The organism is Limnospira indica PCC 8005 (assembly GCF_000973065.1).
Classification (GTDB): Bacteria; Cyanobacteriota; Cyanobacteriia; order Cyanobacteriales; family Microcoleaceae; genus Limnospira; species Limnospira fusiformis.
Window position 1 is genome coordinate 5,484,426 of record NZ_FO818640.1, and the last position, 25,784, is coordinate 5,510,209.

21 protein-coding genes are annotated in these 25,784 nt (G+C 45.7%); 12 read left to right on the top strand and 9 right to left on the bottom strand.

From position 1 onward, the window contains the following. Positions 1-56: 56 nt before the first annotated feature. Both XZ46_RS24265 and XZ46_RS24270 read left to right on the top strand, forming a co-directional pair. A complete protein-coding gene (locus tag XZ46_RS24265; RefSeq protein WP_008055496.1) occupies positions 57-1,754 on the top strand; it encodes an NAD+ synthase in 1,698 nt (565 codons plus the stop codon). A gap of 144 nt (positions 1,755-1,898) precedes the next feature. Beyond that, entirely contained in the window at positions 1,899-3,035 is a 1,137-nt protein-coding gene (locus XZ46_RS24270) for a histidinol-phosphate transaminase (protein ID WP_008055494.1), read from the top strand. 282 nt (positions 3,036-3,317) lie between these two features. Here XZ46_RS24270 and XZ46_RS24275 read toward each other — a convergent pair whose 3' ends face one another. After that, on the bottom strand, positions 3,318-4,487 hold the full coding sequence (locus XZ46_RS24275) for a cysteine desulfurase family protein (RefSeq protein ID WP_006623175.1): 1,170 nt from the start codon (positions 4,485-4,487) through the stop codon (positions 3,318-3,320). Between the two features lie 69 nt (positions 4,488-4,556). Beyond that, entirely contained in the window at positions 4,557-4,961 is a 405-nt protein-coding gene (locus XZ46_RS24280; protein WP_006669601.1) for a DUF7682 family zinc-binding protein, read from the bottom strand. 162 nt (positions 4,962-5,123) lie between these two features. On the opposite strand from XZ46_RS24280, the gene XZ46_RS24285 reads away from it, so the two are divergent. From XZ46_RS24285 to XZ46_RS24330, 10 genes are all read left to right on the top strand, one after another. Further along, a complete protein-coding gene (locus XZ46_RS24285) occupies positions 5,124-6,779 on the top strand; it encodes a phospholipase D-like domain-containing protein (RefSeq protein ID WP_006623173.1) in 1,656 nt (551 codons plus the stop codon). Positions 6,780-6,890: 111 nt separating this feature from the next. After that, a complete protein-coding gene (gene proS / locus XZ46_RS24290; RefSeq protein WP_048895474.1) occupies positions 6,891-8,696 on the top strand; it encodes a proline--tRNA ligase in 1,806 nt (601 codons plus the stop codon). Between the two features lie 145 nt (positions 8,697-8,841). Next, complete coding sequence (locus XZ46_RS24295; RefSeq protein WP_006623171.1) at positions 8,842-9,252, top strand: ATP synthase subunit I; 411 nt, start codon at positions 8,842-8,844, stop codon at positions 9,250-9,252. Between the two features lie 58 nt (positions 9,253-9,310). Next, a complete protein-coding gene (atpB, locus tag XZ46_RS24300; protein WP_006618459.1) occupies positions 9,311-10,066 on the top strand; it encodes a F0F1 ATP synthase subunit A in 756 nt (251 codons plus the stop codon). A 123-nt stretch (positions 10,067-10,189) separates the two neighbouring features. After that, the gene (gene atpE, locus XZ46_RS24305) at positions 10,190-10,438 is read left to right on the top strand and encodes an ATP synthase F0 subunit C (protein WP_006618460.1); all 249 of its coding nucleotides are present in this window, start codon (positions 10,190-10,192) and stop codon (positions 10,436-10,438) included. 131 nt (positions 10,439-10,569) lie between these two features. Continuing rightward, positions 10,570-11,055 (top strand): F0F1 ATP synthase subunit B', encoded by a 486-nt coding sequence (locus tag XZ46_RS24310; protein ID WP_006623170.1) that lies wholly within the window; start codon positions 10,570-10,572, stop codon positions 11,053-11,055. Between the two features lie 127 nt (positions 11,056-11,182). After that, positions 11,183-11,716, top strand: coding sequence for a F0F1 ATP synthase subunit B (locus XZ46_RS24315; protein WP_006618462.1), 534 nt, complete (start codon positions 11,183-11,185; stop codon positions 11,714-11,716). After that, positions 11,713-12,261: an ATP synthase F1 subunit delta gene (gene atpH / locus XZ46_RS24320; protein WP_006623169.1), complete on the top strand. Its 549-nt coding sequence runs from the start codon at positions 11,713-11,715 to the stop codon at positions 12,259-12,261. Before XZ46_RS24315 ends, atpH begins: the two co-directional genes overlap by 4 nt. Positions 12,262-12,327: 66 nt before the next feature. Further along, positions 12,328-13,845, top strand: coding sequence for a F0F1 ATP synthase subunit alpha (gene atpA / locus XZ46_RS24325; RefSeq protein ID WP_006623168.1), 1,518 nt, complete (start codon positions 12,328-12,330; stop codon positions 13,843-13,845). A 216-nt stretch (positions 13,846-14,061) separates the two neighbouring features. Beyond that, entirely contained in the window at positions 14,062-15,012 is a 951-nt protein-coding gene (locus XZ46_RS24330) for a F0F1 ATP synthase subunit gamma (RefSeq protein ID WP_008055484.1), read from the top strand. A 44-nt stretch (positions 15,013-15,056) separates the two neighbouring features. On the opposite strand, the gene XZ46_RS24335 is transcribed toward XZ46_RS24330, so the two are convergent. The 7 genes from XZ46_RS24335 to XZ46_RS24370 all read right to left on the bottom strand — a co-directional run bounded on the left by XZ46_RS24335 (position 15,057) and on the right by XZ46_RS24370 (position 25,700). After that, positions 15,057-15,740 carry a PD-(D/E)XK nuclease family protein gene (locus XZ46_RS24335; protein WP_006618466.1) on the bottom strand — a complete coding sequence of 228 codons (684 nt, stop codon included), beginning with the start codon at positions 15,738-15,740 and terminating at the stop codon, positions 15,057-15,059. Positions 15,741-15,745: 5 nt separating this feature from the next. Then, positions 15,746-16,117: a circadian clock KaiB family protein gene (locus XZ46_RS24340; RefSeq protein WP_228116413.1), complete on the bottom strand. Its 372-nt coding sequence runs from the start codon at positions 16,115-16,117 to the stop codon at positions 15,746-15,748. An 836-nt stretch (positions 16,118-16,953) separates the two neighbouring features. Further along, positions 16,954-18,186, bottom strand: a complete 1,233-nt coding sequence (locus XZ46_RS24350; RefSeq protein ID WP_006618469.1) for a type IV pilus twitching motility protein PilT — start codon at positions 18,184-18,186, stop codon at positions 16,954-16,956. 143 nt (positions 18,187-18,329) lie between these two features. Beyond that, positions 18,330-19,943: an apolipoprotein N-acyltransferase gene (gene lnt, locus XZ46_RS24355; protein ID WP_008055483.1), complete on the bottom strand. Its 1,614-nt coding sequence runs from the start codon at positions 19,941-19,943 to the stop codon at positions 18,330-18,332. Between the two features lie 66 nt (positions 19,944-20,009). Next, a complete protein-coding gene (gene purF, locus XZ46_RS24360; protein ID WP_008055482.1) occupies positions 20,010-21,491 on the bottom strand; it encodes an amidophosphoribosyltransferase in 1,482 nt (493 codons plus the stop codon). Positions 21,492-21,643: 152 nt separating this feature from the next. Further along, positions 21,644-24,013: a phosphoribosylformylglycinamidine synthase subunit PurL gene (purL, locus tag XZ46_RS24365; RefSeq protein ID WP_048895475.1), complete on the bottom strand. Its 2,370-nt coding sequence runs from the start codon at positions 24,011-24,013 to the stop codon at positions 21,644-21,646. A gap of 421 nt (positions 24,014-24,434) precedes the next feature. Continuing rightward, positions 24,435-25,700, bottom strand: coding sequence for a M16 family metallopeptidase (locus XZ46_RS24370; RefSeq protein WP_008055480.1), 1,266 nt, complete (start codon positions 25,698-25,700; stop codon positions 24,435-24,437). Positions 25,701-25,784: the final 84 nt, after the last annotated feature.

Sequence of the window (25,784 nt, forward strand, 5' to 3'; positions counted from 1 at the left end):
AAGTTCTATCTGTATGGTAATATTTATCAACAATCCTAAATGGTAGCCGTGAAATTATGAAAATTGCGATCGCTCAAATTAACCCCACAGTCGGTGATTTAACAGGTAATGCTCAACTAATTTTGGAAGCCGCCCAGTCCGCTATTAACGAGGATGCTAGTTTACTCATCACCCCGGAATTAGCCCTAATTGGCTATCCCCCGCGAGACTTATTAATCCGCCCCAGTTTTATTAATGCCGCCCAACAACAACTCGAAAAACTCGCCCAACAACTACCCGTAGAATTAGCCGTTTTAGTAGGTACAGTTTTCCCCAATCCTCGCGCCAGCGAATTGGGAGGAAAACCCCTATTTAATACAGCAGCATTATTAATGGGTGGTGAGATTAAACAGGTGTTCCATAAACGTCTACTCCCCACCTATGATGTATTTGATGAACATCGCTATTTTGAACCCGCCCCAGCTAGTGATGTTTTAATCTTCAAAAAACCTCGCTCCGAGGAGATAGTAAAAATTGGGGTGACTATTTGCGAAGACCTGTGGAATGATGAGGAGTTTTGGGGACACCGTAACTATCCCTGTGACCCCATGAAAGATTTAAGCGATCGCCATGTTGATTGGGTAGTAAATTTGTCCGGTTCCCCCTATCGCGCCGGGAAACAACAATTACGAAAAGCCATGCTAACTCACAGCGCCCGCCGCTACGCAATCCCCATTATTTATACCAATCAAGTCGGCGCTAATGATGACCTGATTTTTGATGGCTCTAGCCTAGTGATTAATGGTGCGGGTGAAGTAGTTAAAAGTTTAGCCCCTTTTCAGACCGATTTTCAAATAATTGAATGGGATTCAAACAGTTCTACTTTTGTCCGTGAATCCGTCAATAGTGACGATACACAATTGCTCAATGAAGATGAGGAAATATGGCAGGCTTTGGTTTTGGGCGTGAGAGACTATACCCGAAAATGTGGTTTTTCTAAGGTGGTAATTGGGTTAAGTGGGGGGATTGATTCTTCCTTGGTGGCTGCTATTGCTGCCGAAGCCCTAGGCAGTCAGCAAGTTTTAGGGGTTTTGATGCCATCTCCCTACAGTTCCGAACATTCCCTTGAGGATGCTTTTTATTTAGCTAAAAACCTGGGAATTTCCACCAAAACACTGCCAATTGAGTCGGTTATGAATGCCTTTGATACCACCCTATATGACTTGTTCGCCGGGACTCAATTTGGTATTGCTGAAGAAAATATGCAATCCCGAATTAGGGGAACTTTATTAATGGCAATTTCCAACAAATTCGGTCATCTGTTACTCTCCACAGGTAACAAGTCAGAAATCGCCGTCGGATACTGTACCCTTTATGGTGACATGAATGGTGGTTTAGCGGTAATTGCGGATGTGCCGAAAACCCGTGTTTACTCAATTTGCAAATGGTTAAATGAAAGCCGAGGTCGAGAAATTATCCCTAATAATGTCCTGATTAAACCCGCCAGTGCGGAATTAAAACCCGGTCAATTTGATAGTGATTCTCTCCCCCCCTATCATATCTTAGATGATATTCTCTATCGGCTCATCGAAAAACATGAATCTGTTGCCACAATTATTGCAGCCGGACATGATTGCCAAACTGTGGAACGTATGGTAAAATTGGTTATGGGCGCAGAATTTAAACGCCGCCAAGCACCCCCTGGGTTAAAAATTAGCGATCGCGCTTTTGGGACAGGTTGGCGAATGCCTATTGCCAGGGGGAAAGATATCTAAGAATGGATAATTTGTGTTCCCAGTAGTTTCACAAACTCAGTCCTCTACAAAGTCACCCACCAGCATCAAAATCTGTTTTTCAACCATTGATTAAACCTCTAGTTGCTTGGGTTGAGTAATAGTTTCTCAAATCACTCTATATATATGTTGCCATTTATTCGCGAAGATCTGAATCAATTTGAAGCCTACACCCCCCACCCAGGGGGAGACTCTGGTAGTGCGGTTAAGTCTGATCTAATTATGGACCGCCTGGATACTAACGAGTCCCCCTATGACCTACCAGGGGAGTTGAAACAGAAATTGGCGAGTATCTATCAACGGGATATTGAAACCAATCGTTATCCAGACGGCAGCCACGAGCCTGTTAAAAAGGCGATCGCTAATTATGTTAATTCTGCCATTTCCGAGGTTTCCACCCCGATAACCGCTGATTATGTGTCTGTAGGGAACGGTTCTGATGAGTTGATCCGTTCTCTGTTAATTGCCACCTGCTTAAATGGTTCCGGGTCGATTTTAGTAGCCAACCCTACATTCTCCATGTATGCTATTCTCGCCCAAACTTTAGGGGTTCCGGTAGTCACAGTTAATCGGTCCGAGGCGAATTTTGAAATAGATTTAATCGCCGCCAAACAGGCTATTCTCGACCAGCAAACCCCCCCCATTAAAGTAGTGTTTGTGGTGCATCCCAACTCCCCCACCGCTAATGCTTTAACCGAGGCAGAATTAGACTGGCTGCGGAGTCTTCCCCAACATATCTTAGTAGTCATTGATGAGGCTTATTTTGAGTTTAGTCAAACCACAGTAGCCGGAGAAATTACCCAACATCCTAATTGGGTGATTTTAAGGACTTTTTCTAAGGCTTTTCGGTTGGCTTCTTTGCGGGTTGGCTATGCTATAACTTCCCCGGAATTGACTACTATCTTAGAAAAGGTGCGCCTTCCCTATAACCTCCCTAGTTTCTCCCAAGAAGCGGCTTTGTTAACCTTAACTCACCGGGAAGAATTACAACAGGTCATCCCGGAAATTATTAGGGAACGCGATCGCCTCTGGACGCGGTTGGCTAATCATCCTCTGTTCAAATTTTGGCCGAGTCATGGTAATTTTATCTATGGTCGTCTCAAGTCTAATAATTCTGATCAGCGATTAAATCAAATAGTACAGGCTATGAAATCTCAGGGTTCTTTAATTCGCCATACAGGAGGTGGTTTAAGAATTACCATAGGAACTCCGGCGGAAAATCAACGCACAGGCGATCGTCTATTTTCCTTAATCGACAATTAATAATTAATAATTAATAATTAATAATTAATAATTAATGAATGAGTGGGGCGGGTTGATTCAGATAGTCCTGGGGAATTGAATTGACAGAACCCGCCCCGATAATTAATAATTAATAATTAATAATTAATGAATGGGTGGGGCGGGTTGATTCAGATAGTCCTGGGGAATTGAATTGACAGCAGAACCCGCCCCGATAATTAATAATTAATAATTAATAATTAATAATTAATAATTAATGATAGGTGGGGCGGGTTGATTCAGATAGCGCTGTGAGTGAGTGAGTTAAAAAGCGATCGCTAGAGGTTTAGAAATCAGACGATCTAAAATTTGTTTAACGGCGATCGCCGTCCACTCGATATCAGCCTCGGTAGTTTGTCGTCCCAAAGTTAGACGAATACTCCCCAAGCCCTCACGATCGCTATATCCCATAGCCAGCAAAACCGGACTAGGGCTAAGTTTACCACTATGACAAGCAGAACCGGCGCTAATACCAATTCCCGCCAAATTGAGATGTCGGACTAGAGTTTTCCCAGTAATTCCAGTCACCTCAGCCGGGGGAACCACACAGAAACTAACATGGTGGGGTAGTCGGTGTAAGCGATCGCCAGTAGGGACTAAATAGGGAATATCCGCCAGCAAATCAAACAAGCGATCGCGTAATTTAATCAATCGGGGAGTTTCCCATAAAAGTTCCTGCGCCGCCAATTCCGCAGCCACCCCAAACCCAGCAATAGCCGGGACCGCCTGAGTTCCCGATCGCAATTTAAACTCCTGACCGCCGCCGCCCATAAGTGGTATCAACTCCACCCCCGGACGCACATACAAAGCCCCCACACCTTGGGGACCATAAATTTTATGGCTAGATAGCGATAGCATATCCACAGGCAAATTTTCCACATCAATGGGCAATCTTCCCGCCACCTGGACCGCATCAGTATGGAACAAAACCCCATGGGATCGGGCTATTTTCCCCAAAGTTTCAATCGGCTGTAAAGTTCCCACCTCACTCTGACCATAAATCACCGATACCAAAACCGTATTGGGTTGTAAAGCGGTTTTTAAATCCAGGGGATGAATGCGACCTTGGCGATCGACAGGTAAACGAGTCACCGACCAGCCCCGTTTTTCCAATAGTCCTACCGGTTCAGCGATCGCCGAATGTTCCACACTAGAAATAATCAGATGTTGAGGCTGATCATATTGACCGACCACCCCAAATATCGCCAAATTATCCGCTTCTGTTCCCCCAGAAGTGAAAATTATCCCATCAGGCGGCGCATTAATTAAATGTGCCACCTGGGTTCTAGCCACTTCCACAACCGTAGCGGACCTCTGACCCCATTCATGCAAGCTAGAAGGATTACCCCAACTTTCCGTCAATACCCCTTGCATAGCAGCGATCGCCTCTGCACAAGTCGGAGTAGTTGCACTATAATCTAAGTAAATTTGCATTAGTCTCACCCAAAGTGATCATCAAACTAGGGAACTCAGGCACACCAAAAACCTTCATTAAAGCCACAGTCATAATTTACCCGGCTTACAAACGTTATAGTCCTCATGGGATAGGACCTTTTGAGGAATCAGAAAACTGCCACTATCCTGGCATAACATCCGATAGTTACGAGTTACAGGAATACTGATCACAAAACGATTATGGCGCAACCGCTTCCCACCAAACTCCCGATAATTTTTATTGCTGGTCAGTCCATCAATAATAACCCTCGCCTTAATTACAACATAGTCCGGTAATCCCCTTAAATCAATAAGATCCTGAGCAAATGAAGCCTCCCACTCCAGTTTCTTGTTCTTTCTGTCTTCTAACTCCCGATATTCTTGTTCCTCCGCTATTTGGACTTGTTCACAGCGATGACAAACACGGCCATAACCTTTATGGCCACAAGGAAAGGTCTTTTTTCTCTTTGGCATAGCATAGTATGAGGGTTGCAACTAACCCTAGCCCCTGGACTATTGTACCAGAGCGACTTTCCGAGTCTCAAGTTGTTAAGCTAATTTAATTTTCCCCAAACAACCACAACAAAAGTGCTAAAAAATTCGGTAACTCTCAATTACCTATACAATTAACTATCAATGGTGCGTTTGCTTCCTGTCACCCGCTTATTTGGGCTGGGCGCTAGTCTGGTATTTATACTCAACTCCTGTGCTTGCAATTCCCATAGCATCAGGTCTAATCATAATGCTTCTGTTCAACCCTTAGTTGACCCCTTACCTCAAGATCCACAGATTCGGGTTTATTTTAATCATTCCCAGGCTTCCGTCTATACCGAACCCTATCGCCCCAAAACTAGACTCGGTGATAACCTTGAACAAATTATAGTCGATGCTATTAACAGTGCTTCCCAAAGTGTAGATGTCGCCATTCAGGAATTACGTTTACCCAAAATCGCTCAAGCCTTAGTTAATCAACATCAAAAAGGAGTCCGGGTGCGCGTCATTATTGAAAATGAATATAGTCGCCCCTTTAGTGATTTTACCCCCGCCGAAATTGCCGCCTTTTCCGATAGAGAAAAAGGTCGTTATCAAGAATTTATGCACTTGGCGGATTTAAACCAAAATGGTCGCCTCGAACCTGAAGAAATTAACCAAAGAGATGCTCTGGTTATGCTGGCTAATGCTAATGTTCCCTTAATCGATGATACCGAGGATGGGTCGAAGGGTAGCGGTTTGATGCACCATAAGTTTGTCATAGTTGACCAAAATACAGTTATTGTCACCTCTGCGAATTTTACTACCAGTGATATTCACGGAGATTTTTACTCCGCCGAAAGCCGGGGTAATCCTAATAATTTGCTGTCTATCAATAGCCGGGAGTTAGCCGCTATTTTTACCCGGGAATTTGAAATTATGTGGGGAGATGGACCCGGAGGAGAAAATGATAGTCTGTTTGGGATTAATAAACCACATCGGGGAGTTAAACAAGTCTCCGTCGGTCAAGGAACTGTTACCGTTCAGTTTGCCCCTATTTCGGCTACTAGACCTTGGGAAAATAGCGTTAATGGCTTGATTGCTCAAACCTTACAACGAGCTAGAAATGACATAAATTTTGCTTTATTTGTGTTCTCGGCTCAGGAATTGTCCGATACCTTAAAAACAGTTCATCAAAGGGGAGTGGAAATCCGGGGATTAATTGAGGTTGGGTTTGCTTACCGCTACTATAGCGAAGCCCTGGATATGATGGGGATTGCTTTGCCTAATAATTGTCGATATCAACCCGGAAATAACCCTTGGTCACAACCTATTTCTACCGTCGGAGTTCCGAATTTGGCTGAAGGCGATCGCCTTCATCATAAATTTGCCGTCATTGATGATCAAATCGTGATTACCGGTTCCCATAACTGGAGTCGAGCCGCTAATCACTCCAATGATGAGACCTTATTAGTCGTTAATAATCCCACCGTTAACGCTCATTTTCAACGGGAATTTGAGCGCTTATATCAAAATTCAAGTTTGGGCGTTCCTGGTTGGCTTTTAAGTAGAATTGAACGGGAAAAACAAAATTGTGGCGGTGTCATTGAAACACCCTTTCATCCATCAGGAGAAATTATTAACATCAATACCGCATCTCAGCCGGAATTAGAAAGCCTTCCCGGTATCGGTCCCGGTTTGGCGCAGCGAATTATAGAAGCACGCAGTCAGCAGCCTTTTACCAGTTTAGATGATGTTACCCGTGTTTCTGGTATTGGACCTAAAACTATCGAAAGATGGGAAAATCTGGTAACCTGGTAAAATCACTACCCCCACCTAATCTCCCTGGGGAATTACTCATAATATGCTTGACAGGGGATAAATATATCTGCTATAATGGAAAGTTGCGTAATATCTCTGGAAACCAAACCGATGCGACTTTCCCAAATGCTCTTTGTCACCCTGCGGGAAGACCCGACAGAGGCAGAAATCCCTAGCCATAAACTCCTCCTCCGCGCTGGCTATATCCGTCGTATCGGTAGCGGAGTTTACGCCTATTTACCCCTAATGTGGCGGGTGCTACAGAAAGTCTCCCAAATTGTGAGAGAAGAAATGAACGCTACCGGGGCGCAGGAATGTCTACTTCCCCAGGTTCAACCCTCCGAACTATGGAAAGAGTCAGGGCGCTGGGATACCTACACGAAAGCAGAAGGTATCATGTTTTCCCTGAAAGATAGACGCGATCGCTCTCTGGCTCTCGGACCCACCCACGAAGAGGTAATTACCGCCGTAGCCAGGGACATGATCCGCTCGTACCAACAACTGCCCCTACATTTATATCAGATCCAAACTAAATTTAGAGACGAGATCCGCCCGCGATTTGGCTTAATGCGTGGCCGTGAATTTATTATGAAAGATGGCTACTCATTCCACACCAGCGAAGATAGCCTGAAACAAACCTATCAAGATATGGATCGCGCCTATCGTAATATCTTGCGACGCTGTGGGTTAGATTTCTGTGCAGTAGAAGCTGATTCTGGCGCTATTGGTGGGTCTGGTTCCCAGGAGTTTATGGTTTTAGCTGATGCTGGGGAAGATGAGGTACTATACACCCCTGACGGAAAATATGCGGCTAATGTCGAAAAGGCTGTATCTTTACCCGCTGATGCGGTAGCCTCCGGTTTTACTACCTACCAAAAACTCGAAACCCCTAATACCCCTACGATCGCCACCCTCTGTGAGTTTCTCAAATGTTCCCCCACCCAAGTTGTCAAAAATGTGCTATATCAGGCAGTCTATGATAACGGAATCACCGTTTTAGTCCTGGTTAGTATTCGCGGTGATCAAGATGTCAATGAGGTGAAGTTGCACAATCAACTCACTAATGCTGCTAGTCGCTATGGGGGGAAAGCCTTATTATCCCTCACAGTTCCCGACCCAGAGACACAAGCAAAATGGGCGAGTAAACCTTTGCCCTTGGGATATATCGCCCCCTCACTCGAAGATGACTACATTATCAGCGATAATAAGCAAATAGCCCCGAAATTCCTGCGATTGGTTGATCACACAGCCGTTGAATTGCAGAACTTTGTCACAGGTTCTAATCAGTCCGGTTATCACGTCGTTGGTGCTAATTGGGGACAGGAATTTAAACTCCCCGATTTGGTCGCTGATTTGCGGAAGGCTAAAAAAGGCGATCGCAGTATCCATGACCCAAGCCAAACCTTGGAAAGCGCCAGGGGAATAGAAATAGGTCATATCTTCCAACTCGGTACAAAATACTCTCAAGCTATGGGAGCTACCTATACCAGCGAAACAGGTGAGGATTTACCCCTGGTTATGGGATGCTATGGGGTGGGAGTGTCTCGTTTGGCTCAGGCGGCGGTAGAACAGTCATATGACAAAGACGGTATAATCTGGCCAGTGGCGATCGCTCCCTATCACGTCATCATTACAGTTCCTAATGTCAGCGATAATCAACAAATGGCGATCGCTCAACAACTCTACAGCCAACTTAACCAAGCCGGAGTCGAAACCCTACTAGATGACCGCAACGAAAGAGCCGGGGTAAAATTCAAAGATGCTGACCTAGTGGGGATTCCCTATCGCATAGTCACAGGGAGAGCCATCAAATCCGGTAAAGTTGAGTTAGTGCAACGAGCAGACCATGAATCCTCCGAAGTCCCCATAGAACAAGTAGTTTCCCTACTTCAACAAAAAATTAGCCAATCTCTATAAATTTCTGTACTCAGGGAACAATTAATTTTATTTTAAGTATTGTTTCCGTTCCGTGATATTATTTGTGTTGGCTTACAAAGCTTCACTAGAGAGCTTCGTGGAGTTCACGCCGTGGGTAAACGTGCCGATCATATCGCTGTAACTTATGTCTGATGCCGGGGATACTGTAGAGATGGGGTCTCCCGTTCAGGAGCCAGACTCCTCTATGGGAGAGTATTATCAGCTTCAACGGGAGTTGTTGCTCACTACTATTGTGCTGGCAGTGGTAATCTTCCTGGTGGTTTATTGGTTCTATCCCTGGACCATTGCCCTAAATTACCTCTTGGGAGCCCTGTTGAGTGTCGTCTACTTGAGAATGCTGGGGAAAGACGTGGAACGAATTGGGACACAAAAATTATCCCCAAGCAAAAATCGTTTAGCTGTGTTCGCAGCCCTGATAATTGTGGCTACTCAATTGAATCAACTCAAAATCTTACCGATTTTTCTGGGGTTTCTCACCTATAAAGCCGCCCTGCTAGTCTATACGTTACGCCTATTGGTTAGGCCCAACCCATGACGTAAAAATACTGTTGTAATTATTCTCCACTCCTTGACCTATAGGGGAACTCTCCTAAATGCAAATGTTTGATGTTGTAAACGCCTTTGGTTCACTTCCCTTTGCGGAATTGGAAGTTGGCAAACACTTTTACTGGAATATCGGTAATCTGCGAATCCATGGACAGGTATTTATGACCTCCTGGTTCGTGATTGGCGTACTCCTGCTACTATCAATTTCGGCAACGCGAAATATTCAGACAATCCCCAGCGGTATACAGAACTTTATGGAGTATGCCCTAGAATTTATTCGCGATCTGGTGAAAAATCAGATAGGGGAAAAAGAATATCGTCCGTGGGTACCTTTTGTTGGTACATTATTCTTGTTCATCCTTGTGTCTAACTGGTCTGGTGCATTAGTTCCCTGGAGGGTATTTGAAATCCCTAACAGTGAATTGGCAGCCCCAACTAATGACATTAATACCACGGTAGCCTTAGCACTGCTAACATCCCTGGCTTACTTTTATGCAGGGTTTAGCCGTAGAGGTTTGGGATATCTGCTGAAATATATTCAGCCGACACCCATCTTATTACCGATCAACATTCTGGAAGACTTTACTAAACCTCTGTCCCTCAGTTTCCGTTTATTTGGGAACGTCGTGGCCGATGAGTTGGTAGTCGGTGTTCTGGTGCTGTTGGTGCCGCTATTTGTGCCAATCCCGATGATGGTTTTGGGTCTATTTCTCGGTTCAATTCAAGCCCTGATTTTTGCGACTCTAGCCGCTAACTACATCGCGGAAGCCATGGAAGGACACGGCGAAGAACATCACGAGTAGTTTGATTCGGTTTGAGCAATTTGTTCAGTTAAAATGCCAACAAACTGATAAGATTGTTTGGGGGCTAAAAATCCAACCCTTAATTTCACTTGTCAACTTTTTTTATTGAGGTCAAAACCAACTATGGAATCTAATTTAACTACTGCCGCCTCCGTAATCGCTGCTGCTCTCGCAGTAGGTATAGGCTCTATTGGACCTGGTCTGGGTCAAGGTCAAGCTGCTGGTCAAGCGGTGGAAGGGATTGCGCGTCAGCCTGAAGCTGAAGGTAAAATTCGTGGAACTCTGCTGTTGAGCTTGGCTTTCATGGAAGCACTGACTATTTACGGTCTGGTAGTGGCTCTGGTGTTGCTGTTTGCCAACCCCTTCGTATAGATATTTTCAGATTTCTTAGATTTCGGATTTGGGCGGATTTATCTAGTCTCAAATCTGAAATCTACCCATTTATGGTGGTCTGAAAAAAAAAAGAAAGTTCGCAAGCCCATTGGTTAACACCCTTCAAAAAAATGATACACTCGACAATTCTGCTGGCCGTAGAAGAGGCAGCTACGGAGAGTAGTCTGTTTGATTTTGATGCTACACTGCCATTGATGGCTGTACAATTTCTAATTCTGGCAGCTATCTTAAACCAAATTTTTTACAAGCCCTTGGGAAATGCAATTGATTCTAGGGCTGACTACATTCGCCAAAATAAGCTGAGTGCTAAAGAACGTTTGAGCAAGGCAGAAAGTTTGGCTAAACAGTATGAGCTGGAGTTGGCAGAAACTCGTAAAGAGTCTCAACAACTAATTATTAATGCTCAGGCTGAAGCTCAAAAAATTGCGGCTAGGGAAATGGCAGCGGCTCAACAAGAAGCTCAGAAAATTAGAGAAGCAGCTTATCAAGAAATTGAACAAAATAAAATCGAGGCTCGAAAAGGTTTGGAACAACAGGTAGACTCTATTAGTCGCCTGATTCTTGATAAACTTTTAGGAGCTGGAATGATTGGGTAGCTGTCCTCTCAAAAATTATTTTCAATCCCCTAGAAATGGGGGAAAAGTTAAGCCTACATACCATCCCTAATTAAGCCATTCGGCGGTTGAGGAAAGGGCAATCACATGAAATTATGAGAAGAGGAAGATGGTGAATCTTGTATTACTGGCGACAGAAGCAAGTCATGAGGGTGGTTTTGGACTGAATTTTAATCTGTTTGAAACTAACCTGATAAACTTAGGCATTATTATTGGTTTGCTAGTTTACTATGGGCGGGGCTTTCTCAATAAAATTTTGAGTGAAAGACGCGCTCAAATTGAGCAAGCAATTCAAGAAGCCGATCAACGTTTGAAAGAAGCTGAAAAAGCTCTGGCTGAACAACAAGAAAATTTGGCTCAAGCTAAGGCGGAAGCTGAAAGAATTAAAGCCTCTGCTGTGGAACGTGCCGAAGTGATTAGAGAGCAAATTGCAGCTCGTGCTAAGGCAGATGTTGAACAGATGAAGTTGACGGCTAATCAGGATTTGGAAGCGGAAAGAAGTAGGGCGATCGCTCAGTTGCGGGCTTTGGCTGTGTCTCAAGCGTTGGAACGCGCCGAAGGGCAAATTAGAGAACGCCTAGATGAAAATTCCCAGCAACAACTGGTAGATCGCTCCTTGGCTTTACTTGGAGGAGGTTCATGAGTTCAATTGTTGGTCAATTAGTAGAACCCTACGCCACGGCTTTGATGTCTGTGGCTAAGTCAAATAATGTCACGGAAGATTTTGGCAATCAAATGCGATCGCTTATTGATTTGCTCAAAAATTCCCCCGAACTACAGGATTTTTTAGGCAGTCCGGTGGTGAAAGGAGAAGATAAAAAAGCCGTGATTACACGAATGTTAGGAGAGGAAGTACACCCCTACTTGCGGAACTTCTTAATGCTCCTAGTAGATCGCGGTCGCATCCTATTTCTAGCAGAAATAGCCCAAGAATACTTGGCTTTGTTGCGGAAACTTAATCAAACAGTTTTGGCAGAAGTTACCTCGGCGGTAGAGCTAAACGACGGCCAAAAACACATGGTTGTTGAGCAGATCAAGGCTAGAACTGGGGCGCAAAATGTAGAGCTGGATCTGAAAATCGATCGCGAGATCCTCGGTGGTGTCATCATTAAAGCGGGTTCCCAATTGTTTGATGCCAGCATCCGAGGACAACTGCGCCGCATTGGTATGAGCCTAACTGTCGGTTAATAATTCGCCGACAACTTAGCCATTTATCTTAGTTTAACCTTTAGCAACGGATCACAAACACTAACTATGGTATCCATCAGACCTGACGAAATTGCCAATATTATCAGAGACCAAATCGAACAGTACGGCCAAGACGTTAAAGTTTCTAACGTGGGTACAGTACTGCAAGTTGGTGACGGTATTGCCCGGATTTATGGCCTAGATAAAGCCATGGCCGGAGAACTGCTAGAATTTACCGATGGAACAGTTGGTATCGCCCTTAACCTGGAAGAGGATAACGTGGGTGCGGTACTCATGGGCGAAGGCCTGGAAATTCAAGAAGGTTCCGCTGTGACCGCTACCGGAAGAATTGCCCAAGTCCCCGTGGGAGAAGCTATGCTGGGACGGGTGATTGATTCCCTGGGTCGTCCTATCGATGGTAAGGGAGATATTCAAGCCTCCGATACCCGTCTGCTAGAATCCCCCGCACCGGGTATTATTGAGCGCCGCTCTGTTTGTGAACCTATGCAAACAGGGATTACCGCTATTGACTCCATGATTCCTATTGGTCGGGGTCAACGGGAATTGATCATCGGTGACCGTCAAACTGGTAAAACAGCGATCGCTATTGATACCATCATTAACCAGAAAGAAGAAGATGTAATCTGTGTTTATGTGGCGATCGGTCAAAAAGCCTCAACCGTCGCTCAAGTGGTCAGCACCCTAGAAGAAAAAGGCGCTCTCCCCTATACCATTGTTGTCGCAGCTAACGCTAGTGACCCCGCTACCCTGCAATACCTAGCTCCCTACACCGGAGCAGCCATGGCGGAATACTTCATGTATCAAGGTAAAGCCACCCTGGTTATTTACGATGACCTTTCCAAACAGGCCCAAGCCTACCGTCAAATGTCCCTGTTGCTGCGTCGTCCCCCCGGTCGTGAAGCCTACCCCGGAGATGTATTCTACCTGCACTCTCGTTTGTTAGAACGCGCCGCTAAATTAAATGATGAACTCGGCGGCGGTAGCATGACAGCCCTACCAATCATCGAAACCCAAGCTGGTGACGTTTCCGCTTACATCCCCACTAACGTAATTTCTATTACTGATGGTCAGATCTTCCTGTCCGCTGACCTGTTTAACTCCGGTCTGCGTCCGGCGGTGAATGCTGGTATCTCCGTTTCCCGTGTGGGTTCTGCTGCCCAAACTAAGGCAATGAAGAAAGTGGCTGGAAAGGTTAAACTAGAATTAGCTCAGTTTGCCGAATTGGCAGCCTTCTCTCAGTTTGCTTCTGACCTAGACCAAGCCACTCGTAACCAGTTGGAACGGGGTAAACGTCTGCAAGAATTACTCAAACAGCCTCAAAATTCCCCCCTACAACTGTTTGAACAAGTAGCTGTGATTTACTCTGGTATTAATGGCTATCTTGATGATGTTCCCGAAGATAAAGTTGTAGCCTTTACTACAGGTCTGCGGGATTATCTGAAAAATAGCAAGCCCAAATATGGTGAGATTGTTCAAAGCCAAAAAGTCCTCACCGAAGAAGCTGAGGCTATGCTGAAAGAGGCAATTTCTGAGTTTAAGCAGACTTTCTTAGTTTCCGCGTAGCACACGCACGGGATCAGCCATTGGTGGAAACGAAACGCTTTATGCTGCGGCGCACCAATTAGTTAAAACCGGGAAAGGCAACAATTGAGGGCTGAGGGGGAACTGACCCCCTTCCTCAATATAAGTCTGTTATTGACTAGATAACTCTTGCTTGAACCCGGATTAACTCCCAGAGTCCTACTAAGTCTGTGGATAACAATTACTGATCATAAAACTATGTCAAACTTAAAAGCGATTCGCGATCGCATTCAGTCAGTCAAAAATACCAAAAAAATTACCGAAGCAATGCGCCTAGTTGCTTCCGCTAAGGTGCGTCGCGCTCAGGAACAAGTGTTAGCTACCCGTCCCTTTGCTGACCGTCTAGCAGGGGTTCTCTATGGTCTCCAAGGTCGCCTTCAATTTGAGGATGTAGAATGTCCTCTGCTGCAACAGCGGGAGGTGAAAAAGGTGGGACTGGTGGTGCTGGCAGGAAACCGGGGTCTGTGTGGAGCCTACAATAGTAATATTATTAAACGGGCAGAAGCACGGGCGGCCGAATTGAAAGCCGAAGGGCTGGAATATAGCTATCTTCTGGTGGGTCGCAAAGCTATTCAACATTTTACCCGTCGGGATGCTCCGATCTCTCAATGTCGCGATAACCCAGAGAAAACCCCAGATCTACAAAAGGTATCCAGTGCGGCTGATGAAATCCTCGCCTGGTTTGAGTCGGGAGCAGTGGATCGCGTTGAGTTGATTTACACGAAATTTGTCTCTCTGATTAGTTCACGACCTGTTACCCAAACTCTGCTACCCCTAGACCTGCAAGGCTTAGAGGCTCAGGATGATGAGGTGTTCCGCCTCACTAGCAAAGGTGGTAAGTTTGATGTAACTAGAGAAAAGGTGAGTGTTGAGCCGGAAGCCCTCGCTCAGGATATGATTTTTGAGCAAGATCCGGTTGATATCCTTAATGCCTTGTTGCCTCTGTTTTTGACTAACCAATTGCTACGAGCATGGCAGGAGTCTACCGCTAGTGAATTGGCGGCTCGGATGACTGCTATGAGCAACGCCAGCGATAACGCTAGTGATTTGGTGAAAACCCTTACCCTGTCTTACAACAAGGCTCGCCAAGCGTCAATTACCCAGCAGATCCTGGAAGTTGTTGGCGGTGCGGTGGCTTTGGAAAATTAAAGCCTAGAAAGCCTAGAAAGGCGATCGCCTCCCTTGTCGAGTCCTCAAGATGCCACCTGGGGGAATGCCTCCCCCCGTTGGTATTGATGCAGATAATGACTGAGGCGATCGCACAATTTAGTTAAATCGCGGTGGTTTTTTTCATGCTGCTGTGAGTCATAAACAAAAGTAATTTTCTGGGGTACTTCATCCCCTCTTAAACGCACAAACCAGTAAGTCATAGATACCTGTTCTGGGCTATAGTCACTGCTTTCTACTAACAAATAAAGATAAAGCCGCGTTTGCCAATTATTCGCCAATTTCTGCCGATTAATTAAGCGTTGATTAGTTTTCCAATCAATAATTTGAGCTTGATTTTCATGAGCAATTAATAAATCATAAATCGCCACTAAAACATAATCCCCAAAACCCCAGGTGCGATAATGTTCAGCCTCCCGAAATTCTCCCGATACATAGTTATACTGAGGCTGAAAAACCTCGGGAGCCTCTTTAACCAAGGCTAATAAACAAGTTTGTAACTCCTGATCCTCAGCCATAAAACCTTGAATTGGCAAACCCAATTCTCCCTGCTGCATCAACAGGTGAAAACGACTTCCCCAACCCAGATGTTCTTCTTGTTCCCAGGTTCTCGGAGAGACCAACCCATCTAAATAGGTCTCCTGAAATTTCCGGGGACAGGTTTCTAGGAGATTGAAATGGTTTTGGGATAATCTTAACTTACCCGTCAAAATTATTAATCCTCCAGCACACCCAAAAGTTCTAGAATAGTATCCACATCATTGAGTTCTCCGACAATCCGGCGCTTAGGTTGCGGCCAGACCTTCATCAAAGTAGGAGTAGCCGAAATATGACTAGCTTCTGCTTGTTCCGGGTGTTTGAGTACATCAATCACCTTCAAAGTATAAGGGTGATTGAGCGATCGCTCAAGTAGTTGATGCAAAGTTTCCAGGGTATTTTCTGTGGCTAAACTGTGACCAGAAACAAACAGCCTCAACACATATCCTTCGGTTGGTGTACCATTAGAATCAGATGCCAACGGTGTGGGATTCTGGGAGTCAGACCCAGAATCACTATCTTGGTGTGAAAATTTGGTTTGATTATCCATGGTTTTAAACCTCATAATGAGGTCATGATTTTTCCAAAGTTCTGGAAACGGTTGATCATAAGTTGCTAAAACCAAGGGATTGCCAACTTGATCACCAATCTGCACAGGTGGCCAAACCAAGTCTACGGTTGAAAAATAGCATTCAGTAATGGCTAGTATCGCTACACCGGGGGTTGTGCTTTGGCTGAAACTCTCACTTTATGGGCAATCGGAGCAATTCAACGATTAAAACTCGCCGTATAACACGGTGTAAAAAGTGCAATCCCTTTACATAAATTTAGGAACAGCCAAGGGGGTAAAACTCAATGATATGCGCTCACGTAAAACTCCTGGGAGGGTTGGAAGCTCCGTGATTGATCACGGAGAGGAAAACCGACTCAAGCGGCTGACCGCCGCCAGCACCCCCTTGCGGGGTGGAGGGGTATGGTTGCCCCTCCATGGAGCTATGGTTGGCTCCGACTCCCTTGCGGGGTAATGTTTGCGCTTGCGCTAACGCGCACGCTGCGCGAACGCCAATGTTCAGAGTCGGTACTATCCAAATCGCACGTCCTTAACCCCTTAGAGATGTTTAACGATTCGGTTCTAGGGCCTGGAACTAGCACGCATTCCAGGGTAGGAACTTTAACTCTTGCTCTGAACGGAGCCAGTTAAGGCTATAGCTGGTCAGCTACCTGAAAGGGGGGCACGAAGCCCCCGTGCTTCAGCCGGGGGTGCTGACAGTTATAACTGTTTGCCAAAAACGACTCAGGTTGCCCAGGAGAGCAACCTTATTTAAGATTAGACCATTTATAGTGTATTTCAGAGTTCGGGCTAATGGTCAAAACTTTACACTTTTGTTAGACTCTACCCCGTAGCATCTGACTCATCTCGTTGGGGAAAGGCGACACATCCAGACAAATTTCCTCAGTGATGCGCCCCTCTTGATACAATTCATAAAGGGATCTGTTCATAGTCGTCATCCCTTCATAAGTATCTTTGAGCATAATCTGGTTAATTTCCTCATACTGATCCTTCATGATATACTCTTTGATTACATCGGTGTTGATGAGGATGTCATGGAAGGCGGCCCGCTTGCCATCTGTCGTCTTACACAACAGTTGAGCAATAATTGCGACCAAAGTTTCCCCCAGTGCGGTTTTAATTGATAACTGTTCCTCAGCCGAGAACATATCCAAAACCCGGGTTAGGGTCTTAATGGCGCTGTTAGTGTGGAGGGTTCCAGCTACCAAGTGACCTGTTGATGCAGCTTTAATGGCAATCTGCATGGTTTCCTTGTCCCGAATTTCCCCCACCAGCATCATATCAGGGTCTTGACGCAAAGCCCCCTTGAGAGCATTAAAAAACTTGAGGGTATGTCGTCCAACTTCCCGGTGTTTAATCAGGGATTTTCGGCTTTGGTGTACAAACTCCACCGGGTCTTCAATGGTGATGATGTGATAGGCGTAGTTTTTATTGATGTAATCAATCATCGCGGCCATGGTAGTAGACTTACCTGAACCCGTCGGGCCGGTAATCAACATCAACCCCTTGTGATAGTTACAGATTTTTTTAAAAACCTCGGGTAATTTCAACTGTTCTAGGGTGAGGATGGTAGCACCAATTAGCCGCAGCACCATCGCCGGACCACTGAGAGAGTCAAAAATACTAATCCGAATCCGCACAAAGCCTAAATCTGCGGCTCCGTCAAAGTCTAGGTTTTCCTGAAACTGATGGATTTCCTCATCGGTTAAGACCTCCCGTAGCCAACTCATAAAGCTATTAAGGTCTGTGACTGGCCAATCTTCTTGGGGGGTCATATCGCCTCGGTATCTCAGGCGAGGTGTTTCATTAACCCCTAAGTGAACATCAGATGCGCCTAACTCATCGGCGCGTTGGACAATCTCTCGCAAGGTTGGCTGTCCGGGGCTAGGTCCTGGTCCTCTGCTGGTAATTCCCACGGCGACGGGACTTGCTGCTTGGGCGGGTGCAGGTGGAGGGCTACTTTTCTGAGCGCCCGGTGCAGGTGGGCGAGGGGGTGCAGGTGGGCTAGGTGGACGCGGGGGGGCTGGGGGGCGTTGTGATTGTGTCATGGAATATCTCCGGTAGCTGGGAAACCGCCTAGCTATAGCTGGCGGCGGAAAGGCAATCTAGCCGATTCTTGTTTCCTGTGTGACTAAGGCTAACAAAGGAAGAAATTGGCAGCGATTTATCAGCTCTAACCATGATATTAATATTAGCGCCTATTTTGTGGTATCGCTAATGGCAGAAAACGATTCCAGAAAATGACGATCGCACTTATGGCTAGTAAAAGGAAAGTTAACCAGTCTCCCCAACGGACATAAAGGGTTTGGCTATGGCGGCGGTAAATGATATGGTCATGGATTTCGTAGGTATTGATACCAGAAATCCATAAGGTGCGACCGTGGGGGTCGATAATGCCAGAATAACCTGTATTAGTAGCCCTAACTGTCCAGCGATCGCCTTCTATGGCGCGCATCACATCTTGGGCGTGATGTTGTGATAGCATCATAGTGGCATAATGAGCATCATTAGAGGCTGTTAGGATAAATTCCCCTCCTGCTGCTACTTGACGGCGGAAATGGTCAGCAAAGGCGGAATCGTAGCAAATTCCAGCGATCGCTTTTCCCCAACCAGTCTCAAATTTTTGTTGTTTTTCCCCGGCGACTAACCGCGCTTCCAGGGGTGACAGACGATTAATGACCCTTCCCAGAATGGCATCAAAGGGGATATATTCACCCAGGGGAACTAAATGAGTTTTGTCATATTGACCGATAATTTCCCCTTCACCATTAATGGTAAATAAACTATTAGTTAATCCCCCTTCGGTCTCGCCAAATCCCCCCACCCAAGCTATAACACCTTGTTGCAAAATCGCCTGATATAAGCTATAATTGTAGTGATAGCTGTCATGTCTGTTCCAGACAAAAGGCAAAGCGGTTTCGGGGGTTAAGACTGCATCGACACCCCGCGCCGCCAATTCTAAATATCCCCGCGTGTATCCATTTAAAGCCTGTCGAAAACCCTGGGGATTGAGTTTAATTTCATTAGGGATATTCCCTTGAATAACTCCGACTCTCAGAGAAGTTTCGGGGTCAGAATTTAGGGGGATATTGTAGAGACTCAATCCGATTAAATGAGCGATCGCAAATATTCCGACAGGAATTAAATAGAGTGACGATTTCTGCTGTTTATGTGTTAACCAGAGTTCAGCTACAGTCCCATTGACGACTAATATAGTAGCCACAACGGTATTAGGTCCTGAGATTTGACCCAAATGGAGAATCACCAAATTACCGAAACTTTGGGTTAAAGCGAGTGTTGACCACCACAGGGGACCCCCACTCCAAACGGCTTCTAAAGCACACCATAAAGCCGTCCCTATTATGATTCTAATTAAGGAGGTTTTAGCGCCGATATTTAATGGCATTAATTTCGCAAATAACCATCCCCAAACGATGACGATCGCTGTTCCCCAGAGGGTAATAAAAACCCAGGAAAATATAGCGATCGCCAAACTAGCCAACCAGGGAACTCCCAGACTGGTCATGGGGTGAATTCCGGTCATCCAAAACAGGGAAAAGCCATAATAGCCAACACCCCAACCAGCGGTTATTTCCCAGGGTATTCGTCCCCGTCTTTTGGCTTCCACCACCATAACCCACAGAGGAACAAAAGCCACCCAAGCCACTAGCCACCACCCCAGAGGTTCGGTAGCCAACCCCATCAATATCCCACTGAATAGAGACAGGGAGATATAGCGCACTTTTCGGAGGTTAAGATTAGCGGGTAACTTGAGGTTAAAATGTTCGACTGAAAGCAGTTTCATCTAGGAGTTAATAATTGGCGGAATTGGGGTTATAGTCCATAAATCACCATGAAATCGGGGAGCATTTTAGGCTTTAACCGGAGGCGTTTCTAACATCAATTTAGAGCGTTTAACGGGTTCCGGTACATCAATAGGGTAATCCCCCGTAAAACAAGCGGAACAGAAAGTCGAGGGGTCTTGTTTAGTAGCATTTAGCATACCTTCCCAACTGAGATAAGCCAAAGAATCGACGCCTATTTGTTCTTGAATTTCCGCGACAGATTTAGTCGCCGCAATTAACTGGTCCTGGTTATCGGTATCAATCCCATAGAAACAGGGATGAGTGACGGGAGGCGATGAAATTCTCATGTGTACTTCAGTCGCACCAGCATCTCGTAAAGCCTTAACAATTTTACGGCTAGTAGTCCCCCTAACAATGGAATCATCAACCATAATTACCCGTTTTCCTTCCAGGACATCTTTCAGGGTATTCAACTTCATTTTAATACCGGACTCTCGCATAACTTGGGTAGGTTGAATAAAGGTGCGACCGACATAACGGTTTTTAATCAATCCTTCCGCATAAGGAATTCCCGACTGTTGAGAAAAGCCGATCGCTGCTGGGATACCGGAATCAGGTACTCCAATAACCATATCAGCATCAACAGAAGATTCAGTCGCCAGAACCCGACCAATTCTCATACGATAACTATACAAACTTTCTCCTTCGACGACACTATCAGGACGGGAGAAATAAATCATTTCAAAAATACACAATTTCCGCGCAGGTTTTTGACTCCAATGGAATGAGGAAATCCCCTGATCAGTAATCCAAACCAATTCTCCCGGTTCAACATCTCGGAGATATTCAGCGCCAATAATATCCAAGCCGCAGGTTTCGGAAGCCAAAACATATCTTTGGGGATTAGTTCCCAAAGTTCCAATTACTAAAGGTCTGACTCCGTGTGGGTCTCGGACTCCCATTAAACTGACGGGAGTACCAATAGCCAAACTATAGGCTCCCTCACACATTTGAAAAGCGGTAATACTAGCTTCTAACCAATCCTTACCGCCATTAATTTCGGAAGCGATCGCCAAAGCAATTAATTCGGTGTCGGTAGTGCTGACAAAATCAAACTTTCGTCTACTCATTTCCTCCCGCAATTCAGCAGTATTAACTAAGTTACCATTATGAGCGACAGCAACAGGTCCCAGTCTAGTTTCGGAAACCGCAGGTTGAGCATTAACGATGCGACTAGAACCAGTGGTCGAATAGCGTGTATGACCTACGGCTAAATCACCTTTTAACTGTTGTAAAATAGACTCATTAAATACTTGGGAAACCAGCCCCATATTTTTATATAAATGCAGATTTTCTCCTTCAAAGGTCGCTATTCCGGCTGACTCTTGACCTCGATGTTGGAGAGCATATAGCCCAAAATAAGTTAATTTTGCCACATCTTGACCGGGAGCATAAACCCCAAACACACCGCAGGCTTCCTCTGGTTTATCGGGGATTAGCTCGGTGTGAAACTGGTCATCGGTCACATGGGACTTATTAGGAATCATGGTAATCTTGTGATGTTAACTGAGTTGGTGAAAACCGCAAGAGATAGGATAGTTAATAACTGTCAATTACCAATTATCAGTTATCTCTTATATCGGTAGCAAATGAGATGCGATCGCCGATAGGCTGATAAACAAATCCCCCGGAGGGAATTTTAAGATAGACGACGTTCGATCGCATAATTATAGCGATCGGCCATTTCCGCCACATTAACCCCAATTAAACTGGTGTTATCATCGGCTAGAATTTGCAAAGACGAGTCAACTGCGGTCACTGTACCCAAGTGATGCCAAAATTGGCGATCGCTCACCCAGATTTCTTGCAGATAACCCTCCCAAGCCTGCTGGTGTTGAGTAGGAACGGAAACCAAAATCCTAGCTCCCCCCTCACCAAACAGGATCGTATCCCAGCGTTGCCAAGGATCTGAGGTTAACCCTAGGTTAATGGTAGCCCCCAATCGGTTGCCAATGCAACATTCTGCCAAAGCGATCGCCAAGCCTCCCTCAGCGCAATCATGAGCCGATCGCACCCAACCGTTACGAATTCCCTGGCGACAAACCTTTTGAACCATTAGTTCCAAGTCAAAATCGACCCGAGGAGGCTTACCCGCCACCAGATTATGTATTACCGCCAAATACTCCGATCCTCCCAGGGTAATATAACCATGATCCTCATCAGCCAACCAATTAGCCACCCCCAACAGATAAATCAAATCTCCTGGTTGTTGCCAACTTTGACCACAAGCGAGAGCCGGATCTGGCAATAATCCCACCATTCCCACCACGGGAGTCGGATATATTGCCTGTGGCTTTCCTTGCGCGTCCAGAGTCTCGTTATACAGAGAAACGTTCCCCCCCGTCACCGGAGTAGAAAACGCCTTACAGCCCTCAGAAATGCCCTTACAGGCTTGTGCTAATTGCCAATAACCAATAGGATGTTCCGGGCTACCAAAATTGAGGTTATCCGTCACCGCCACAGGTTCAGCCCCGACACAACTTAAATTCCGCGCCGCCTCTGCAACCACAGCCTTAGCGCCTTCGTAGGGGTCAAGATAGACATGGCGGGCGTTACAATCAACAGTGGCAGCCACCCCCGGCCAAATTTTACCGGGATTATTGCCAATGGGTTCTTGAGGGCGCAACCGCACCACCGCCGCATCAGCGCCACCCGGTACAATGACGGTATTATTTTGCACTTGGTGGTCATATTGACGATATACCCAAGACTTAGAGGCGATCGATGGGGTATCTAAGAGATTCAATAATACCTGATTCCAAGTTACCAGTTGATTTTCTATTTCCATCCCTGATACTGTGGTGGCGGGTAAAGTTTCCGGCGACCACGCCCAGGCGGTTTGGGCATATTCGGGAGGTTCTGACATCAATTCCCGGTGATAAATGGGGGTATTATCAGCTAAAGCTGTGGAGGGGATTTCGGCGGCGATTTCACCTTTAAACAAAATCCGCACGATCGCTTCTGGAATCACCTTTCCGGCGACGACCGCTTGTAGTCCCCAACGATGGAAAATCTCAATTAATTCTGATTCCCGTCCTTTGTGGACGACAAATAACATTCTCTCCTGGGATTCGGATAATAAATATTCATAAGGGACCATTCCCGTCTCTCGCACGGGGATTAGGTCTAAATCTAGTTCGATACCGACTCCCCCTTTAGCAGCCATTTCCGAGGTGGAACAGGTGATTCCAGCCGCTCCCATGTCCTGGGCGGCGACTACAGCCCCGGTTTTAAAGGCTTCTAAACAGGCTTCGACTAGGGATTTTTCTAAAAATGGGTCTCCTACTTGTACAGCAGGGCGATCGGCTATGGACTCTTCGCTGAGTTCGCTACTTGCAAAACTTGCGCCTCCCATTCCGTCCCTTCCGGTGGTTGAACCTACATACAGCACTGGGTTACCAATACCAGCAGCACCGGATTTAACTATCTCTGGGGTTTCCATGATGCCGATCGCCATGGCGTTCACTAGGGGGTTGCCGCTATAATAGCTGTCAAAATATACATCTCCCCCCACGGTTGGGACTCCAAAACAGTTACCATAGTTGGAAATTCCGGCGACTACTCCCAGTAAAATTGGCTGGGTCTTGGGGTCTTCTAGGGAACCGAATCGCAGGGCGTTGAGTACGGCGATCGGACGCGCTCCCATGGTGAAAATATCCCGCAAAATTCCCCCCACTCCGGTGGCTGCTCCTTGGAATGGTTCGATCGCACTGGGATGATTATGGGATTCTATTTTGAAGGCTAGGTGGATACCGTCCCCAAAGTCTACTACTCCGGCGTTTTCTCCTGGACCGACAAGAATGCGATCGCCACTGGTGGGAAATTGGCTCAGGAGAGGGCGAGAATTTTTGTAGCAGCAATGTTCACTCCACATTACCCCAAACATCCCTAATTCGGCTTTGTTGGGGTGTCTGCCTAGTCTTTGGTAGATTTCCTCATACTCTTCGGGTTTTAAGCCTTCTGAGGCTATTTCTTCGGGACTAAATGGGGATTCCGCAATCATGGACATAGTGGCGATCGCTCGGTCAGGACTACAACCAAACATCATAAGCCTAAATTACATCATCAATCAATCCCATGGACTTCGCTTTCCCTGCCCTTTACCCAACCTACTCTGTTGGGTTTCACCCAACCTACTTTACCCAACCTACTCTGTTGGGTTTCACCCCACCTACAATTAATTATTAATTATTAATTATTAATTATTAATTATTAACTACTCTGTTGGGTTTCACCCAACCTACTTCACCCAACCTACTCTGTTGGGTTTCACCCCACCTACAATTAATTATTAATTATTAATTATTAATTATTAATTATTAACTACTCTGTTGGGTTTCACCCAACCTACTTCACCCAACCTACTCTGTTGGGTTTCACCCCACCTACAATTAATTATTAATTATTAATTATTAATTATTAATTATTAATTATATGGGCTTCACTACAGTCATCGCATATCGTTCCTGGCTCAGGTAAGTTTTCGCAATCTCCTGTAATTCCTCCGCTTCTAGGGATTTGATTTGGTGGGGATAACTTACCGAAATCTCTGGTTTCGCTACTGTGAAATAATAGCCATATAAACCCGCTAATTGTCCCGGTGTTTCCGTTGAGAAGGCGTAGTCATTACACAGTAAACGCTTACAGCGATCGAGTTCCGCTGACGACATCGGAGTTGCTGCTAAATTCGCTAAACACTCGCAGATTAGGTGTTCAACTTCTTCGATATTGTCAATATCTAAACACGCATTAATCGTAAATAGACTCGACTCCCGCTGTAGGGAGAAACCGCTACTGATACAGTCTACTAGCTGTCTATCTTCCCGTAATAATTGCACTAGGCGAGAAGTTCTCCCCTCTGCTAATAAAACTGAGATTAGGTCTAGTCCGTAGCCATGTCGTATGTTTTCAACCCCAGGTCCTGACCAAGCCATAGTTATCCGAGGTTGTTCTACATTAGGTAGTAGTAGTTCCTCATGCAGGATACCCCTCAGTTGCGGTTGATGATAACCGTTTGTGATCGGGCATTCTTCCCGGTGGTAAAATGAACCAAAAGCCTCCGAAACTAAATCTTGCGATCGCTTTTCCGAGACTCCCCCAACAATCACTACCGCCATATTTTCCGGTTGGTAGTGACAGCGATGAAACTGCCGCATTTCGTCAGGAGTTCGCGGCATCAGAGTCGCTTCCGTCCCCAAAACCGATCGCCCATAGGGATGATTACCATAGAGAGTTTCCATCATCGCTTGAAACTCTATCCAATCTGGGCTATCCTGAGATTGGCGCAGTTCTTCTAACACCACCGAACGTTCTCGCACAAACTCATCATCAGGTATCGCCGCGTGCAGCAGTAAATCAGCCAGCGGAGACAGGGTTTCCTCTAAATACTGGGCGGCGCTGGTAATGAAAAAATGGGCATAGTCGTGGCTTGTAGCTGCATTAGCCACCCCCCCTCGGCTTTCAATTACCCAGTCGAACAAACCGGGGGCGATTTTTTCAGTCCCCTTAAAAATCATGTGCTCCAGAAAATGAGCCATCCCCGACCAAAGCTCTGGCTCTCTTGTGGCTCCCGCCCTAACCCAAACATCTACCACGACCACCGGTGTAGCTGGAATTTCCTGATGAATGACGGTTAAACCATTGTCTAGGGTGAAGACATTAGCGGGAAACGTTGCGATCGTTGACAGTTTAGACAACTTTTAATCTTTTAAACCCCCGTTAACCCTCTCGCTATATAATAATACCTCCTTACCACAAAAATTGAGTATTTTGATACAAAA

Excerpts from the sequence above, each read along its gene's own strand:
- XZ46_RS24270 (WP_008055494.1), top strand. The coding sequence starts at position 1,899 with ATGTTGCCATTTATTCGCGAAGATCTGAATCAATTTGAAGCCTACACC.
- purF (WP_008055482.1), bottom strand. The coding sequence starts at position 21,491 with ATGATTCCTAATAAGTCCCATGTGACCGATGACCAGTTTCACACCGAG.
- XZ46_RS24285 (WP_006623173.1), top strand. The coding sequence starts at position 5,124 with ATGGTGCGTTTGCTTCCTGTCACCCGCTTATTTGGGCTGGGCGCTAGT.
- XZ46_RS24310 (WP_006623170.1), top strand. The coding sequence starts at position 10,570 with ATGATACACTCGACAATTCTGCTGGCCGTAGAAGAGGCAGCTACGGAG.
- XZ46_RS24275 (WP_006623175.1), bottom strand. The coding sequence starts at position 4,487 with ATGCAAATTTACTTAGATTATAGTGCAACTACTCCGACTTGTGCAGAG.
- XZ46_RS24265 (WP_008055496.1), top strand. The coding sequence starts at position 57 with ATGAAAATTGCGATCGCTCAAATTAACCCCACAGTCGGTGATTTAACA.
- proS (WP_048895474.1), top strand. The coding sequence starts at position 6,891 with ATGCGACTTTCCCAAATGCTCTTTGTCACCCTGCGGGAAGACCCGACA.
- atpE (WP_006618460.1), top strand. The coding sequence starts at position 10,190 with ATGGAATCTAATTTAACTACTGCCGCCTCCGTAATCGCTGCTGCTCTC.
- XZ46_RS24340 (WP_228116413.1), bottom strand. The coding sequence starts at position 16,117 with ATGGATAATCAAACCAAATTTTCACACCAAGATAGTGATTCTGGGTCT.
- XZ46_RS24330 (WP_008055484.1), top strand. The coding sequence starts at position 14,062 with ATGTCAAACTTAAAAGCGATTCGCGATCGCATTCAGTCAGTCAAAAAT.
- XZ46_RS24295 (WP_006623171.1), top strand. The coding sequence starts at position 8,842 with ATGTCTGATGCCGGGGATACTGTAGAGATGGGGTCTCCCGTTCAGGAG.
- atpB (WP_006618459.1), top strand. The coding sequence starts at position 9,311 with ATGCAAATGTTTGATGTTGTAAACGCCTTTGGTTCACTTCCCTTTGCG.
- XZ46_RS24350 (WP_006618469.1), bottom strand. The coding sequence starts at position 18,186 with ATGACACAATCACAACGCCCCCCAGCCCCCCCGCGTCCACCTAGCCCA.
- XZ46_RS24315 (WP_006618462.1), top strand. The coding sequence starts at position 11,183 with ATGGTGAATCTTGTATTACTGGCGACAGAAGCAAGTCATGAGGGTGGT.
- purL (WP_048895475.1), bottom strand. The coding sequence starts at position 24,013 with ATGTCCATGATTGCGGAATCCCCATTTAGTCCCGAAGAAATAGCCTCA.
- atpA (WP_006623168.1), top strand. The coding sequence starts at position 12,328 with ATGGTATCCATCAGACCTGACGAAATTGCCAATATTATCAGAGACCAA.
- lnt (WP_008055483.1), bottom strand. The coding sequence starts at position 19,943 with ATGAAACTGCTTTCAGTCGAACATTTTAACCTCAAGTTACCCGCTAAT.
- atpH (WP_006623169.1), top strand. The coding sequence starts at position 11,713 with ATGAGTTCAATTGTTGGTCAATTAGTAGAACCCTACGCCACGGCTTTG.
- XZ46_RS24280 (WP_006669601.1), bottom strand. The coding sequence starts at position 4,961 with ATGCCAAAGAGAAAAAAGACCTTTCCTTGTGGCCATAAAGGTTATGGC.